This is a genomic window from Paraburkholderia sp. J76 (genome assembly GCF_905220295.1).
Taxonomy (GTDB): domain Bacteria; phylum Pseudomonadota; class Gammaproteobacteria; order Burkholderiales; family Burkholderiaceae; genus Paraburkholderia.
The window spans coordinates 65,750-80,909 of the sequence record NZ_CAJMZJ010000019.1; the positions used below are offsets into that span (position 1 = coordinate 65,750).

Here is a 15,160-nt window from a genome sequence, read left to right on the forward strand (position 1 = left end):
TGCGGCGGTCACTTCGACCGCGCGGCGGGACGCGCCGGATAAATTCTTTATACCGTTGTTCCGTTACCGTCGGAGCCGCCTCTGACCGAACGTGCCTGTGGGCGCCGTCCCTGCCGAAGTGGTGATCCGTGCGTGCAACTCGTTGCTTCTCATCAAGCGGGGTGAGCAACCAGCCCCGGGCGCAAGTAAAATAACCGTTTATCGCTTGCAGCCTGCGCTCGCCGCGCGGTTCGAGTCCAGGATCACCCTCTTGGGGTTCGCAGGACATTTGGCCTGATGGCCTGGGCCATTCGGCCTACCGTTGCGTCGGCGCTGGGCAAATTATATTCAGAATGAAAGGGTTAGGCAAAACATCCCAGAATCAGGTCGCAAGCGACCAGGTTTCGTTCGTCGAAATCGACGAGAGCGCGGCCGGTCAGCGCATCGACAACTTTCTCGTGCGCGTCTGCAAAGGCGTGCCGAAAAGCCACATCTATCGCATTTTGCGCAGCGGGGAAGTGCGCGTAAACAAGGGGCGGATCGACGCGCAGTATCGGCTCGCGGAAGGCGACATCGTGCGCGTGCCGCCCATCCGCACGTCGCAATCGAGTGCGCCGGCCGGTACGGCGCCGGTTCCGGCGGCGCAGTTTCCCGTGATCTATGAGGACGACGCGCTGCTCGTCATCGACAAGCCCGCGGGTGTCGCCGTGCACGGCGGCAGCGGCGTGGCGTTCGGCGTGATCGAGCAGTTGCGCGAAGCGCGCCCGCACGGCAAGTTTCTCGAACTGGTGCACCGTCTTGACCGCGAAACTTCGGGCGTGCTCATGCTTGCCAAGAAGCGCGCGGCGCTCGTGGGCCTGCATGCGCAGATACGCGACAATCAGACCGACAAGCGCTATTTCGCCTGCGTGCACGGCGAATGGGCGGCCGACTGGGGCCGGCGGCGCGCCGTAAAGGAGCCGCTGCACAAGTATCTGACCCCGGAAGGCGAGCGCCGGGTGCGCGTGCAACCGGACGGCTTGCCCTCGCATACGGTGTTCAATCTCGTCGAGCGCTGGCCGGGCTATGCGCTCCTCGAAGCCGAGCTGAAGACGGGCCGCACGCACCAGATCCGCGTGCACCTGGCGCACCTCGGGCTGCCGATCGTCGGCGACGCCAAGTACGGCGACTTCGCGCTCAACAAGGAACTCGCGCGCGCTGGCGCCCGGCCGGGCATCAAGCGCATGTTTCTGCACGCGCACCGGTTGAAGCTCGTTCACCCCATTACGGGCGCCTCGTTGCAGTTCGAGGCGCCGTTGCCCGCGGATTGCCGCGCCTTCGTGAATGCACTGCGCGCGCAGCGCGAAGATGACGCCGGCGAAGACGCCACCCGCGAGGCGCGGCCTGACGCGGCGCGTCCCGAATGACACCGAATCTGACAGCGTTTGGAGAAGTTCTGCATGGCTCGAGACTTATTTGACCTGATTGTGTTCGACTGGGACGGCACCCTGATGGACTCGACCGCCCATATCACGCGCAGCATCCAGGCGGCGTGCCGCGATCTCGGCTTGCCCGTCCCCGGCGACGAGGCGGCGAGCTACGTGATCGGCCTGGGCCTGCGCGAGGCGCTGCAGATTGCCGCGCCCACGCTCGATCCGGCCGATTACCCGCGGCTCGTCGAGCGCTATCGCATCCACTATCTGCTGAAGGACCAGCAGACCGAGCTGTTCGCGGGCGTGCGCGAGATGCTCACGGAATTGCGCGACACCGGCTACCTGCTCGCCGTGGCGACGGGCAAGAGCCGCGTGGGGCTGAACCGCGCGCTGGCGGATTCGCGCCTCACGAGCCTCTTCGACGGCACGCGCTGCGCCGACGAAACCTTCTCGAAGCCGCATCCGGCCATGCTTCAGGAACTCACGCGCGAACTGGGGCAGGATCTGGGCCGCACGGTGATGGTCGGGGATACGACGCACGATCTGCAAATGGCGATCAACGCGGGCGCGGCGGGCATCGGCGTGGCGTATGGCGCGCATGCGTCCGGCGCGCTCGAAAAGCTCGAGCCGCGCTTCGTCGCCCAGGACGTGGCCGCGCTCGCGGGCTGGCTGCGGGAGAACGCATGAGCGCGGCTCCCGAGGCATCGGCGCTCGAAGCGGTGCGCGTCTGCGCCGCCGATGAACTCGCCGAGGGCGGCGAGGGGCGGCGCATCAACGCGACTTACGCGGGCGGCGACGCCGTGGTGTTCTTCGTGCGCTACGGCGGCGAGGTCTACGGCTACCTGAACCGCTGCGCGCACGTGCCGATGGAACTCGACTGGGTCGAGGGCCAGTTCTTCGAGTCCTCGGGGCTTTACCTGATGTGCGCGACGCACGGCGCGATCTATCAGCCCGACACGGGCAAATGCGTGGGAGGCCCCTGCCGGGGCGGCCGTTTGCGCCCCGTGCGAGTCGAGGAACGCGACACGCCGGAGGGCCGTGCGGTATTCTGGCTGCCGGACGACGCTTTGCGTCCGACCCCAACCTGATCCCCCGGCTGCCTTCCGATCTCTTTTCGACCCTCTTTTCGACCTATTACGCGCTCGCATGTCCGACAATCCGACCCCTGATTCGAACGAAGCGCGCCGTGCGGCTTCGTCAGACCGAGGCGCGCCCGCGCCCGGCTGGGAGCGCGAGGCGCTCGAACGCATCGCGCTCGCGGCGATTACCGAGCAGCGTGCGGCGCGGCGCTGGCGCATTTTCTTTCGCTTCGCGTTTCTCGCCGTGTTCGTGGTGATCGCGTGGGTGGTTCTCGATCTTTCGGGGGCGCGCGTGGAGAGCGAAGGGCGCCACACGGCGCTCGTGTCGCTTGACGGCGAAATCGGCTCCGATACGCCGGCGAACGCCGACGACATCATCAGCGCGCTGGACAGCGCGTTCGACGACGACGGCACGGCGGGCGTGATACTCCATATCGACAGCCCCGGCGGCAGCCCGGTGCAGGCCGGCATCATCAGCGACGAGATTCGCCGTTTGCGTACGAAATACCCGGCCATTCCGCTGTATGTGGTGGTGGGCGACATGTGCGCCTCGGGCGGCTATTACGTCGCGGCCGCCGCGGACAAGATCTACGTCAACAAGGCAAGCATCGTGGGCTCGATCGGCGTGCTGATGGACGGTTTCGGCTTCACCGGGCTCATGGACAAACTGGGCATACAGCGGCGCCTGCGCACCTCCGGCGAAAACAAGGGCTTCTTCGACCCCTTCTCGCCCGACACGCCGCAAATGGACGCGCACGCTCAGGAAATGCTCGACCAGATCCACCAGCAGTTCATCGACGCCGTGAAGGCCGGCCGCGGCAAGCGCCTGAAGGACTCGCCGGATATCTTCTCGGGCCTGTTCTGGACCGGCCAGAAAAGCGTGGAACTCGGTCTCGCGGACGGCTATGGCGACACCGATTACGTGGCGCGCGACGTCATCAAGGCGCCCGACGTCGTCGATTACACGGTCAAGCAAAGCCTCACCGATCGCGTGGCGAAGCGCGTGGGCGCGAATATCGGCTCGGCCGCCATGCATTCGCTGCTGATGGGCGGCAAGCTGTCGGTGCGCTGAGCGCTGGCGGCGCTTTAGCTTCCGGTCTTCCGGGCGTCTTCAGGCAAATTCGGCCGCTGCGCGAAGGTTGCGCGGCGGCCGATTCGTTTTTTGCGGGCTGAAAACGCCTGGGTCCTAGTTTGCGAGCAGCAGGAAAATCGCCGGCCGTTTGTGCAGTTCGGGCGCGGGCTTCTTCTTCCAGTCGGCCACCGCGCGGCTCACGATCGTCTCGGCCGGCAGCGTGAGATCGGCGGCGACGCACACGAGCGTGGAGGGCGCGCAGGTCGCGAGCAGCGCATCGAGCAGCGTGCGGTTGCGGTAGGGCGTCTCGATGAAGATCTGCGTCTGTTTGCCCTTGCGCGAGGTTTGCTCCAGATCGCGCAGCTTTTTCACCCGCTCGTTGGCGTCGACGGGCAGGTAGCCGTGAAACGCGAAGCTCTGGCCGTTCAGACCCGACGCCATCAGCGCAAGCAGGATCGAACTGGGACCCACGAGCGGCACGACCTTGATGCCGCGCTCGTGCGCACGCCGCACGAGCAGCGCGCCCGGATCGGCAACGGCGGGCACGCCCGCCTCCGAAACGAGGCCCGTGTCGATGCCCGCGAGCAGCGGCGCGAGCAGCCTGTCGACTTCGCCGGCGGGCGTGTTGACGTTGAGTTCGCGGATTTCGATTTCCTGGATCGGGCGCGTCGTGCCCACGCGCTTGAGGAAGGCGCGCGTGGTCTTCGCGTTTTCGCCGATATAGCTGGCGAGCGCGCCCGCGCGTTCCCGCACGGGCATGGGCAGGACGGCGTTGAGCGCGGCATCGTCGCCGTCGCCGAGCGTGTTGGGGATCAGATAGAGCGTGCCCTTCGTTCCATTCGTCATGCTTCGCCCTCCAGCAGCGGATAGCCCGCGGCGAGCAGCATGCGCGTGAGCGCGATGAGCGGCAGGCCGATCAGGGCGGTGGGATCGTCCGATTCGATCGCTTCGAGCAGCGCGATGCCTAGCCCCTCCGATTTCGCGCTGCCCGCGCAGTCATACGGCGTTTCGGCGCGCAGATAGGCGTCGAGCGCGGCATCGGGCAGGTCGCGAAAGCGCACCTTCGTGACGACATCGACGGTATCCGTTTGGCCAGTAGCGGTGTCGAGCACGCTCAGGGCACTATGGAACAACACTTCGCGGCCGCGCATGGCCTGCAACTGTTCGAGCGCGCGTTCGTGCGTGCCGGGCTTGCCGATCTGGCGGCCATCGAAGGTGGCGACCTGGTCGGAACCGATGACGAGCGTGCGCGCGGCGCCCGCTGGCAGCGCCGCGGCCACGGCGCGGGCCTTCGCGGCGGCGAGGCGCAGCGCCGTCGCTTCGGGCGTTTCGCCCGGCTGAGGCGTTTCGTCGATGTCGGGCACGGCGGTCTCGAAAGGAATGCGCAGACGTTCGAGCAACTCGCGCCGGTAGCGCGAGCTGGAGGCCAGAATGAGGGCGGGGCGGCCCGTGCGCGGGGCCTGCGAGAGAGAATCCTGCATGGTCGATCGGTGTAGCGAGTATGAAGACGGCTGAAATGTGTGGCTGCGGGCTGAAGTGTCTATGCCCGCGAGGCATACGCGAGCTTAAGTGTTTGACTCACAAAGATAAAGGCGATATGATTTCGGGCTTTTCATCGGTATGCTCTCGTCGCACGTCTTGCGCGGGCGCCAAGCCTTGAAGCAGGGGAGCGCACATGACCGAACATTCTGGTAAGCCTGCTGGCGCCGAACTGAATCCGCGTGACTTCGACATCTTCGAATTCGCGCGCAGCGAGCGTGAAGCAGCGGGCGCCGTGCGCGTCTCGCAACTGCCGCGCATGTTAAACGAAGTCCCGGCCGAGGCGCGAGATCGCGAAACCGCGTTCACCTGGCAGGCTGCGGGCTTCATCCAGCAGGAATTGCAGGACAACGGCACCGAAGGGCCGCAGCCATACCTGCGCCTTGCCGTTCACGGTGGCGCGTGGCTCGCATGCCAGCGGTGCCTCGCTCCCTACGAGCAGGCATTCGATGCGGCTGCGACCTTCCGTATCGTCCAGACGGAAGAGGAGGCGGATGAGTTTCCGCTCGACGACGATGAAGTCGAAGTGATCGTGGGCTCGCGCCATTTCGATCTCGTCGACTTGATCGAAGAGGAGCTGTTGCTCTCGCTGCCGCTGGTGCCGAAGCACGAAGTCTGTCCGGAAATTCACGAAAGCCTCGCCTCGGGTCCCGACGGCGCGGAAGGCGTGGATTCGGTGGACGACGTGCCGGAGCAGGAAATCGAGCCGGAAGAGCGCGTCAACCCGTTTGCGGCGCTCGAATCGCTCAAGAAGGACGGTCCCGGCAGCAAGCACTGAGGCAAGCCTCGGGCGGCTGCGCGGGGCGGGCAGTACCAGACGCGTGGGCCTGAGCCCGGAGTCCGGCCACCTCCCAAGGGTGGCGGCGGCCGGATCGGGCTGTGTTAGAATTCGGAAAATTTTCAGGAGTTATCATGGCAGTTCAACAAAACAAGAAGTCGCCGTCGAAGCGCGGTATGCATCGCTCGCACGATTTCCTCACGGGCGCGCCGCTGGCCGTCGAGCCGAGCACGGGTGAAGTGCATCTGCGTCACCACATCAGCCCGAACGGCTACTACCGCGGCAAGAAAGTCGTCAAGACCAAGAACGACTAATCGTTCCAGCGTGCGGCGCATGGCTTTTCGCCTCGCGCCGTATCTGACGATTCCGTTCGCTTGACCATATTTCGGCTCGGCAAAAAAGGCGGCATTCAACTGCCGCTTTTTTGTGCCTGAAATCCGTCGCATTCCATGACTGTTACGCTCACGATAGATTGCATGGGAGGCGACCACGGCCCGTCCGTGACGGTGCCTGCCGCAGTCCATTTCGTCCGCTCGCACCCCGACGCGCATCTCATGCTCGTGGGCGTCGAGTCGGCGGTTCGCGCCCAGTTGAAAAAGCTGAAGGCGGCGGACCATCCCGCGCTTACCGTCGTGCCCGCCACCGAGATCGTCGAAATGGACGATCCGGTTGAAGTCGCCCTGCGCAAGAAAAAAGATTCGTCGATGCGCGTCGCGCTCAATCGCGTGAAAGAGGGCGAGGCGCAAGCCTGCATCTCGGCCGGCAACACCGGCGCGCTCATGGCCGTTTCGCGCTACGTGCTCAAGACGCTGCCCGGCATCGAACGCCCGGCCATCGCCTTTGCGCTGCCGAACCCGCGCGGCTACACGACGATGCTCGACCTCGGCGCGAACGTCGACTGCGAACCGCAGCATCTGTTGCAGTTCGCGGAGATGGGCCACGCGCTCGTCGCGGCGCTCGAGGGCAAGGATCGCCCGACCATCGGGCTCCTGAATATCGGCGAAGAAGTCATCAAGGGCAACGAGACCATCAAGCGCGCCGGCGAACTCCTGCGCGCGAGCACGCTGAACTTCCGCGGCAATGTCGAAGGCAACGATATTTACAAGGGCACCGTCGACGTCATCGTCTGTGACGGCTTCGTTGGGAATGTCGCGCTCAAGACGTCGGAGGGCCTCGCGCAGATGCTCAACGACATGATCAAGGAAGAGTTCGGCCGTTCGTGGCTCACCAAGCTCATGGCGATCGCCGCACTGCCCGTGCTGATGCGCTTCAAGAAGCGCGTGGACCATCGCCAGTACAACGGCGCGGCGCTGCTCGGCTTGAAGAGTCTCGTCATCAAGAGCCACGGCTCGGCCGACGCCTACGCGTTTGAGTGTGCGATCAATCGCGGGTATGATGCCGTCAAAAATGGCGTTCTGGAGCGCCTGGCGCACGCCATGGAAGAAAACGCCGGTTCGCTCGAACAGGCGGCAGACGAGCCCGGCGGCGCGCAGAACGTGCCTGCCGCGCAGGCTGCACAGGCCGGGCAGGCCGCGCATGCGGCTGGCGCGCCCAGCCAGGCAGCGGGCGAAATACCGCCCGGCGCCGCATCATCCTCGAAGGCATAATGGCTCAATCGACTCTCTATTCCCGCGTGATCGGCACGGGCAGCTACCTTCCGCCTGATCGCGTCACCAACCAGGAACTGGCCGAACGGCTCGCCGCGAAAGGCGTCGAGACCAGCGACGAGTGGATCGTGGCCCGCACGGGCATTCACGCGCGCCACTTCGCCGCGCCCGACGTCACCACGAGCGATCTCGCGCTTGCGGCGTCGCAGCGCGCGATCGCGGCAGCCGACGTCGATCCGCAGTCGATCGACCTCATCATCGTCGCCACTTCCACGCCTGATTTCGTCTTTCCGAGCACGGCCTGCCTGTTGCAGAACAAGCTCGGCATTCGCAACCACGGCGCGGCGTTCGACGTGCAGGCCGTGTGTTCGGGCTTCGCCTACGCCGTTTCGGTGGCCGACAGCCTGATCCGCAGCGGCCAGCATCGCACGGCGCTCGTGGTGGGCGCGGAAACCTTCTCGCGTATTCTCGATTTCAACGACCGCACCACCTGCGTGCTGTTCGGCGACGGTGCCGGCGCGATCGTGCTGCAGGCGTCGAGCGAACCGGGCGTGCTCGCGAGCGCGCTGCACGCCGACGGCAGCTACGCGCACATCCTGTGCACGCCGGGCAACGTGAATGGCGGCGTGATCGCGGGCAACGCGTTCCTGCATATGGACGGCCAGGCCGTGTTCAAGCTGGCTGTGAACGTGCTCGAAAAGGTCGCGATCGAGGCGCTCGACAAGGCGCAACTCACCGCCGACCAGATCGACTGGCTGATCCCGCACCAGGCCAACATCCGCATCATGCAGGGCACCTGCCGCAAGCTCGGCCTGCCCGCGGAGCGCATGGTGGTGACGGTGGGCGAGCATGGCAACACCTCGGCGGCCTCGATTCCGCTCGCTTTCGACGTTGCCGTGCGCGACGGCCGCATCAAGCGCGGCCATAACGTGCTGATCGAAGGCGTGGGCGGCGGCTTCACCTGGGGCGCCTCCGTCATCCGTTTCTAGGCATTCCTGAACGGGCTTTCGCGCTCCCGCGGCCGGACTGTACGCACGAGGTGCCTGTTGCGTGCGGCCGGCGGCGGTTCATCCGAGCGCATGGCCTACCCGTATTGATCGAATTTGGGGACGTTATGAAATTCGCGTTCGTTTTTCCCGGACAAGGCTCGCAGGCCGTCGGCATGCTCGACGCCTTCGCCGATAACGCCGTTGTGCGCGAGACGCTGCAAGAAGCGTCCGACGCGCTCGGCCAGGACCTCGGCAAGCTGATCGCCGAAGGCCCCGCTGAAGAACTCAATCTCACCACCAACACGCAGCCCGTCATGCTTACCGCCGCCTACGCCGTTTATCGCGCGTGGCAGCAGGCGGGCGGCCCGGCGCCGGCCATCGTAGCGGGCCATAGCCTCGGCGAATATACGGCGCTCGTCGCGTCCGGCGTGCTCGCGTTCCGCGACGCCGTGCCGCTCGTGCGTTTTCGCGCGCAGGCCATGCAAAACGCGGTGCCGGTGGGCGAGGGCGGCATGGCCGCGGTGCTCGGTCTCGACGACGACACCGTGCGCGCAGTCTGCACGGAAGCCGCGGCCGCGAGCGGCGGCGTGGTCGAAGCCGTCAACTTCAACGCGCCGGCGCAAGTCGTGATCGCAGGCCACAAGGCCGCGGTCGAGAAGGCCTGCGAAGTCGCCAAGGGCAAGGGCGCCAAGCGCGCGCTGCCGCTGCCGGTTTCGGCGCCGTTTCATTCGTCGCTGCTCAAGCCGGCCTCGGATCAACTGCGCGACTACCTCGCGAACGTCACGCTGAATGCGCCGCAAATCCCCGTGGTGAACAACGTGGACGTGGCCTTCGAAACCGATCCCGCGAAGATTCGCGACGCGCTCGTACGGCAGGCCGCGGGCGCCGTGCGCTGGGTCGAGTGCGTGCAGGCCATCGCGGCGCAAGGCGCGACGCACGTGGTCGAATGCGGTCCGGGCAAGGTGCTTGCGGGCCTCACCAAGCGTATCGACGGCAACCTGGTCGGCGCCTCGGTGCTCGATCCGAAGTCGCTCGACGAAGCGCTCGCGCTTCTGAAGGCCTAAGCGCCTACGCCACCCCCGCTAACGGATTCAAACGATGGAAAAGACTCTCGACAATCAAGCCGCGATCGTGACCGGCGCCACGCGTGGCATCGGCCGCGCGATCGCGCTGGAACTGGCGCGCCAGGGCGCGACGGTGATCGGCACGGCAACGAGCGAAGCCGGCGCGCAGGCCATTTCGGCCGCGTTCGAAGAAGCGGGCCTGAAGGGCCGCGGCGCCGTGCTCAATGTGAACGACGCTGCTGCGGCAGAAGCGCTCATCGACGCAACGGTCAAGGAATTCGGCGCTCTTGCGATCCTCGTCAACAACGCGGGCATCACGCAGGACAACCTGGCGATGCGCATGAAGGACGACGAGTGGGACGCGGTCATCGACACCAACCTGAAGTCGGTGTTTCGCCTCTCGCGCGCCGTGCTGCGCCCGATGATGAAGGCCAAGGGCGGCCGCATCATCAACATCACCTCGGTGGTGGGCTCGTCGGGCAACCCGGGTCAGGCCAACTACGCCGCCGCCAAGGCCGGCGTGGCGGGCATGACGCGCGCGCTCGCACGCGAGATCGGCAGCCGTGGTATTACCGTGAACTGCGTCGCGCCGGGTTTCATCGACACCGACATGACGAAGGACCTGCCGGCGGAGCAGCAAGCCGCCCTCAAGCAGCAGATTCCGCTGGGCCGCCTCGGCAGCCCGGACGACATCGCGCATGCGGTGGCGTTTCTCGCGTCGCCGCAGGCGGCCTATATCACGGGCACGACGTTGCACGTGAACGGCGGCATGTATATGTCTTAACCGGATTCAGGTACTATCCGCGCCTTGATGCGCTTGATGCAAAAGCCTTGTTCAAGCGCCGTCGCGGATAGCCGTTCCGGAACCTCGAGCGCCGCTTTTCAGCCAGGTCAAACCTGATAAAATGCGCGCACTCGCACTCATGAGCTAACTTTTTTCCCTTGGAGGGGTAATGGACAACATCGAACAGCGCGTCAAGAAGATCGTCGCCGAGCAACTGGGCGTCGCCGAAGCTGAAATCAAGAACGAAGCTTCGTTCGTGAACGATCTGGGCGCCGACTCGCTCGACACCGTCGAACTGGTCATGGCTCTCGAAGACGAGTTCGGCATGGAAATCCCGGACGAGGAAGCCGAGAAGATCACGACGGTTCAGCAAGCGATCGATTACGCTCGCGCGAACGTCAAGGCCTAAGCGCCGGATTCCCGCCTGGGCCGCGCAACGCTCGCGCTGGCGGCCCGCGAGGACGCTCGCCCGTGAAACCGCATACGCCTGCCGCACTCGCTGCGGGGCATCTGCCGGTCAACTAGCCACAGGGCTCACAGGAGCATTTCCTGTGGCCTCTGTGGCTTTTGTTTTTGTCATCTATGGATAAGGGGTTACCGTGAGCCGTCGTCGAGTTGTTGTTACAGGCCTGGGGCTGATTTCGCCTGTTGGCAATAATGTTGCCGACGGCTGGGCCAATCTGGTCGCCGGGAAGTCCGGCATCGCCAACATCACGAAGTTCGACGCCACGAACTTCTCGACCCGCTTTGCCGGGGAAGTGAAGGGCTTCAACGTCGAAGACTACATGCCGGCCAAAGAAGCGCGCCATATGGATACGTTCATCCATTACGGCATCGCGGCGGGCATGCAGGCGATCAAGGACAGCGGTCTCGAAGTCACCGAAGCGAACGCGGAGCGCATTGGCGTGAACGTCGGCTCGGGCATCGGCGGTCTGCCGATGATCGAAGTCACGCAAACGGAACTGCTCAACCGCGGCCCGCGCCGCATTTCTCCGTTCTTTGTGCCGGCTTCGATCATCAACATGATCTCGGGCCATCTGTCGATCAAGTACGGCCTCAAGGGCCCGAATCTGGCGATGGTCACGGCGTGCACGACCGGTTTGCACTGCATCGGCGAAGCGTCGCGTCTGATCGAATATGGCGACTGCGACGTGATGATCGCGGGCGGCGCGGAATCGACCGTCTCGCCGCTCGGCATCGGCGGCTTCGCGGCGGCGCGTGCGCTCTCGCAGCGCAACGACGATCCGGCAACGGCGAGCCGTCCGTGGGACAAGGATCGTGACGGCTTCGTGCTCGGCGAAGGCGCGGGCGTGATGGTGCTCGAAGAGTACGAACACGCGAAGGCGCGCGGCGCGAAGATCTACGCGGAAATCGGCGGCTACGGCATGAGCGGCGACGCGTATCACATGACCGCTCCGCTGGAAGATGGCGACGGCGCGCGCCGCTGCATGATCGCGGCGATGAAGAACGCCGGCGTGAACGCCAACGAAGTGAACTGGCTCAGCGCCCACGGCACGTCCACGCCGCTCGGCGACCTCGCGGAAACCACGGCGATCAAGCGCGCCTTCGGCGACCACGCAAAGGAAATCGTCGTGAACTCGACCAAGTCGATGACGGGCCACCTGCTGGGCGGCGCGGGCGGCCTGGAGTCGGTGTTCACGGTGCTGGCCGTGCACAATCAGGTGTCGCCGCCGACGATCAACATCTTCAACCAGGATCCGGCATGCGACCTGGACTACTGCGCGAACACCGCGCGGGACATGAAGATCGACGTCGCGCTGAAGAACTCGTTCGGGTTCGGCGGCACGAACGGCACGCTCGTCTTCAAGCGTCACGCTTGATTCCGTACGACGGCACAGCGGCCGCGCCGAACATTTCGGCCGGCCGCGTTTCTCCTGCCTTCCCCTCGCGGCGCGCGGGCGCGCCGCTTCTTTCCCTGCGTTTCTCTCTCGCGCTGCAACTCGTCGTTGCCGCGGGGCTGGGCGTCGCCACGGCTGCCGTCCATACGACGCTTGCGCCCTGGCTCGGCGCATGGCAAACCTTGCCGGTTACGCTGGCGTTTGTGGCCACCGGCGGCCTCGCCGCTGCGGCCTGGCGCCGCAGGCAGCCGGCCTTTCTCGAAATCGGGCCGGATTTCCTCGCGGCGTATTCGCGCGATGGCGCGTGTCTCGCGGCCGGGCGCATTGCAGGCGCCTCGCAATGGGGCGCGTGGCTGCTCGCGCTCGTCGTGGAGCAGGGCGCGCGCCGCACGACGATTCTCGTCGCCGCCGACGCCGTTCCCGCCGATATCTTCCGCACACTCGCCGTTCGCGCACGCAGCGCAGCCGGCCGCTGAGCTTTCTTTCGCTGTAAAGCTTGTAACCTCTGTTACTCGCGTAACGTGAGACCGTGGCGGGGACGCTACAATGGTGCCCCCACGTCTACTTCATGTGCTAACGGATTTTTCAGGTGAGCGAAAAAGAAATTGATCAGGTCCTGGTCGAGCGCGTGCAAAAGGGCGACAAGGCCGCGTTCGAGCTCCTGGTCTCGAAATACCACCGCAAGATCATCCGGCTGATCTCGCGCCTCGTGCGGGACCCCGCCGAGGTCGAGGACGTGGCCCAGGACGCCTTCATCAAGGCTTACCGCGCACTTCCCCAGTTTCGTGGCGAATCGGCTTTCTATACGTGGTTGTACCGGATTGCTGTCAATACGGCGAAGAACTACCTTGCGACCCAGGGAAGACGCGCGCCGACTTCTACCGAGGCAGATGCTGAAGAAGCTGAAACTTTCTCGGACGCCGATCAACTAAGGGATATCAATACGCCCGAGTCGATGTTGATGAGCAAACAGATCGCACAGACGGTCAATGCTGCAATGGCGGTTTTACCGGAAGAGCTGCGCACCGCCATTACGCTTCGGGAAATAGAAGGCCTAAGCTATGAGGAAATCGCCGAAATGATGGGATGCCCGATCGGCACCGTCAGATCGAGAATTTTCCGTGCGCGGGAAGCCATTGCGGCAAAATTGCGTCCGCTGCTGGACACTCCGGAAGGCAAGCGCTGGTAACAAGCACCACCAGCCACGCCCCGGGCGGCGACGCGATTCATCAGAATGAGTGGGTGTCACAGGGACGTCTGTCAGGAAATGGGGAGCATCATGGGTTCGGTCTCGATGCAATCGGTATCAAGCTCGCGCGGCGAGCGTCTGTCCGCCTTCGTCGACGGTGAAGCGTCGGCGCAGGAGCATCTGAACGGAAATTTTCTGGAACTCGACGGCGAAGGGCGCGCAGCCTGGTCGGAGTACCACTTGATCGGCGACGTGCTGCGCTCGGACGATCTGGCCCTCGGCCAGGCCGCGAGCCGCGCGTTCATGACGGGTTTCGCGGCGCGCTTCGAAGCGGAGCCGCATCTGCTCGCGCCTGCCGGGCTGCCGCAAGCGGCGGCCGGCCGCAATGAGCGGGTTGGCCGTATTCTGGCGCTGCGCCGCCGCGTGATGCCGTCGCTGGCCGTGGCCGCCGCCGCTGCCACGCTCACGTGGATCGTCATGCCGCAAATGCGCGGCGCGGGCATGGCCGGCGCGCCGCAAATCGCCGCCGTGCAGCCGCAGGACGGCGTGCAGCGCGTGGCGATGAACGCCACGCCCGCGCCTGTCACGGGCGGCCAGGACGGCAACATCATCCGCGACGCGCGGCTCGACGAATATCTCCAGGCGCATCAGCAGTTCGCGCAGCAGCCGGTCATATCGGATTCCATGCCCTATATCCGGTCAGCCGCTCTCACCACGCAAGGCCAATAAGTTTGATGCAGACATTGCGGTTGAATAAAAAGACGATCTGGGGGCGGTTGCCGGCATTTCTTTGCTGCGCAGCCGTGATGTTCACCGCTCTGTCTGCCGCCCAGCGTGCCCACGCGCAAGGTGCGTCGGCGGCCGACGCCGCCACGCGCCAGAGCGCGGCGCAGTTGCTCGACCGCATCCAGCAGGCCGCCCAGCAGCAAAGCTACGAAGGCACGTTCGTGTACCAGCGCGGCGAGTTCGTGCAGTCCTCGCGCATCACGCACTATGCCTCGAAGCAGGATGGCGAGTTCGAGAAGCTCGAAAGCCTCGACGGCAAGCCGCGCACGATGCTGCGCCACAACGACGATCTCTATACTTTCGTGCCCGAGCGCAAGCTGCTCGTCGTCGAAAAGCGCCAGAACAAGGACGCTTTCCCGGCGCTGCTTTCCACGAGCGGCGACCAGGTGCTGAACGTCTACGCGCCGAAAATGCTCGGCAACGACCGGGTGGCCGGCCTTGACAGCCAGGTCATCCAGCTCGATCCGAAGGATAATTTCCGCTTCGCCTACAAGCTGTGGGCCGACGCGAAAACCGGCTTGCTGCTGCGTTCGCAGATGCTCGATCCTTCGAACGGCCAGGTCCTGCAGCAGCTCGCGTTCACGCAGGTGCGCATCGGTGGTCCCGTCGACAAGACGCCTATCGTGAACGGCATGCGCAATATCGAGGGCTGGAACGTGGTGCGCCCGCCGCTCCAGCCGGTCGACATCGAAGCGCAGGGCTGGTCATTCGGCCAGACCGCACCGGGCTTCGAGAAGATTCGCGAAGTGCGGCGGCCCATGGCGGCGCGCGACGCGAGCGATCCGCCCATTCCTGTCGATCAGGCCGTATTCTCTGATGGACTGTCCACGCTTTCCGTGTTTATCGAGCCGGTCAAGAACAACAGTCGCAAGGAAGGCTCGGGCAGCAGCGGGGCGACCCACGTGCTCGTGAAGCGCAACGGCGATTACTTCATCACGTTGCTCGGCGAAGTGCCCCAGACCACGTTGCAGCAGTTTGCGTCTGCCATAGAATACAAGGCTCCCAGGTAACTCCTTCCTTCGG

Annotated in this window: 18 protein-coding genes; 16 read left to right on the forward strand and 2 right to left on the reverse strand. The window is 65.1% G+C overall.

All coding sequences use genetic code 11. From position 1 onward, the window contains the following. The first annotated feature begins 332 nt into the window (after positions 1–332). The 4 genes from U5768_RS28670 to U5768_RS28685 are packed head-to-tail and all read left to right on the forward strand — an operon-like array spanning position 333 to position 3,542. Complete coding sequence (locus tag U5768_RS28670; RefSeq protein WP_322033692.1) at positions 333–1,385, forward strand: RluA family pseudouridine synthase; 1,053 nt, start codon at positions 333–335, stop codon at positions 1,383–1,385. Positions 1,386–1,418: 33 nt separating this feature from the next. Further along, positions 1,419–2,078 carry an HAD-IA family hydrolase gene (locus U5768_RS28675; RefSeq protein ID WP_322033693.1) on the forward strand — a complete coding sequence of 220 codons (660 nt, stop codon included), beginning with the start codon at positions 1,419–1,421 and terminating at the stop codon, positions 2,076–2,078. After that, positions 2,075–2,479, forward strand: a complete 405-nt coding sequence (locus U5768_RS28680; RefSeq protein WP_322033694.1) for a Rieske (2Fe-2S) protein — start codon at positions 2,075–2,077, stop codon at positions 2,477–2,479. The genes U5768_RS28675 and U5768_RS28680 overlap by 4 nt, the downstream gene beginning before the upstream one ends. A 58-nt stretch (positions 2,480–2,537) precedes the next feature. After that, positions 2,538–3,542 carry a S49 family peptidase gene (locus U5768_RS28685; RefSeq protein ID WP_322033695.1) on the forward strand — a complete coding sequence of 335 codons (1,005 nt, stop codon included), beginning with the start codon at positions 2,538–2,540 and terminating at the stop codon, positions 3,540–3,542. A 114-nt stretch (positions 3,543–3,656) separates the two neighbouring features. Here U5768_RS28685 and U5768_RS28690 read toward each other — a convergent pair whose 3' ends face one another. Both U5768_RS28690 and U5768_RS28695 read right to left on the reverse strand, forming a co-directional pair. After that, positions 3,657–4,388: an SAM-dependent methyltransferase gene (locus U5768_RS28690; protein ID WP_322033696.1), complete on the reverse strand. Its 732-nt coding sequence runs from the start codon at positions 4,386–4,388 to the stop codon at positions 3,657–3,659. Then, positions 4,385–5,023, reverse strand: coding sequence for a Maf-like protein (locus tag U5768_RS28695; protein WP_322033697.1), 639 nt, complete (start codon positions 5,021–5,023; stop codon positions 4,385–4,387). The genes U5768_RS28690 and U5768_RS28695 overlap by 4 nt, the downstream gene beginning before the upstream one ends. 194 nt (positions 5,024–5,217) lie before the next feature. Here U5768_RS28695 and U5768_RS28700 point away from each other — a divergent pair, with 194 nt between their 5' ends. The 12 genes from U5768_RS28700 to U5768_RS28755 all read left to right on the forward strand — a co-directional run bounded on the left by U5768_RS28700 (position 5,218) and on the right by U5768_RS28755 (position 15,147). Then, positions 5,218–5,859: a DUF177 domain-containing protein gene (locus tag U5768_RS28700; RefSeq protein WP_322033698.1), complete on the forward strand. Its 642-nt coding sequence runs from the start codon at positions 5,218–5,220 to the stop codon at positions 5,857–5,859. 134 nt (positions 5,860–5,993) lie between these two features. Further along, positions 5,994–6,173: a 50S ribosomal protein L32 gene (gene rpmF / locus U5768_RS28705; RefSeq protein WP_018441573.1), complete on the forward strand. Its 180-nt coding sequence runs from the start codon at positions 5,994–5,996 to the stop codon at positions 6,171–6,173. A gap of 135 nt (positions 6,174–6,308) precedes the next feature. After that, entirely contained in the window at positions 6,309–7,466 is a 1,158-nt protein-coding gene (plsX, locus tag U5768_RS28710; RefSeq protein ID WP_322033699.1) for a phosphate acyltransferase PlsX, read from the forward strand. Then, positions 7,466–8,455, forward strand: a complete 990-nt coding sequence (locus tag U5768_RS28715; RefSeq protein WP_322033700.1) for a beta-ketoacyl-ACP synthase III — start codon at positions 7,466–7,468, stop codon at positions 8,453–8,455. Before plsX ends, U5768_RS28715 begins: the two co-directional genes overlap by 1 nt. A 125-nt stretch (positions 8,456–8,580) precedes the next feature. Beyond that, positions 8,581–9,519, forward strand: a complete 939-nt coding sequence (fabD, locus tag U5768_RS28720; RefSeq protein WP_322033701.1) for an ACP S-malonyltransferase — start codon at positions 8,581–8,583, stop codon at positions 9,517–9,519. A 34-nt stretch (positions 9,520–9,553) separates the two neighbouring features. Next, a complete protein-coding gene (gene fabG / locus U5768_RS28725; RefSeq protein ID WP_322033702.1) occupies positions 9,554–10,303 on the forward strand; it encodes a 3-oxoacyl-ACP reductase FabG in 750 nt (249 codons plus the stop codon). Between the two features lie 169 nt (positions 10,304–10,472). Further along, the gene (gene acpP, locus U5768_RS28730) at positions 10,473–10,712 is read left to right on the forward strand and encodes an acyl carrier protein (protein ID WP_004197638.1); all 240 of its coding nucleotides are present in this window, start codon (positions 10,473–10,475) and stop codon (positions 10,710–10,712) included. Between the two features lie 190 nt (positions 10,713–10,902). Then, entirely contained in the window at positions 10,903–12,144 is a 1,242-nt protein-coding gene (gene fabF / locus U5768_RS28735; RefSeq protein ID WP_322033703.1) for a beta-ketoacyl-ACP synthase II, read from the forward strand. Then, the gene (locus tag U5768_RS28740) at positions 12,141–12,638 is read left to right on the forward strand and encodes a hypothetical protein (protein ID WP_322033704.1); all 498 of its coding nucleotides are present in this window, start codon (positions 12,141–12,143) and stop codon (positions 12,636–12,638) included. The genes fabF and U5768_RS28740 overlap by 4 nt, the downstream gene beginning before the upstream one ends. Positions 12,639–12,751: 113 nt before the next feature. Continuing rightward, positions 12,752–13,351 carry an RNA polymerase sigma factor RpoE gene (rpoE, locus tag U5768_RS28745; protein ID WP_027795258.1) on the forward strand — a complete coding sequence of 200 codons (600 nt, stop codon included), beginning with the start codon at positions 12,752–12,754 and terminating at the stop codon, positions 13,349–13,351. 90 nt (positions 13,352–13,441) lie between these two features. After that, the gene (locus tag U5768_RS28750; protein ID WP_322033705.1) at positions 13,442–14,080 is read left to right on the forward strand and encodes a sigma-E factor negative regulatory protein; all 639 of its coding nucleotides are present in this window, start codon (positions 13,442–13,444) and stop codon (positions 14,078–14,080) included. A gap of 5 nt (positions 14,081–14,085) precedes the next feature. After that, entirely contained in the window at positions 14,086–15,147 is a 1,062-nt protein-coding gene (locus U5768_RS28755) for a MucB/RseB C-terminal domain-containing protein (RefSeq protein ID WP_322033748.1), read from the forward strand. Positions 15,148–15,160: the final 13 nt, after the last annotated feature.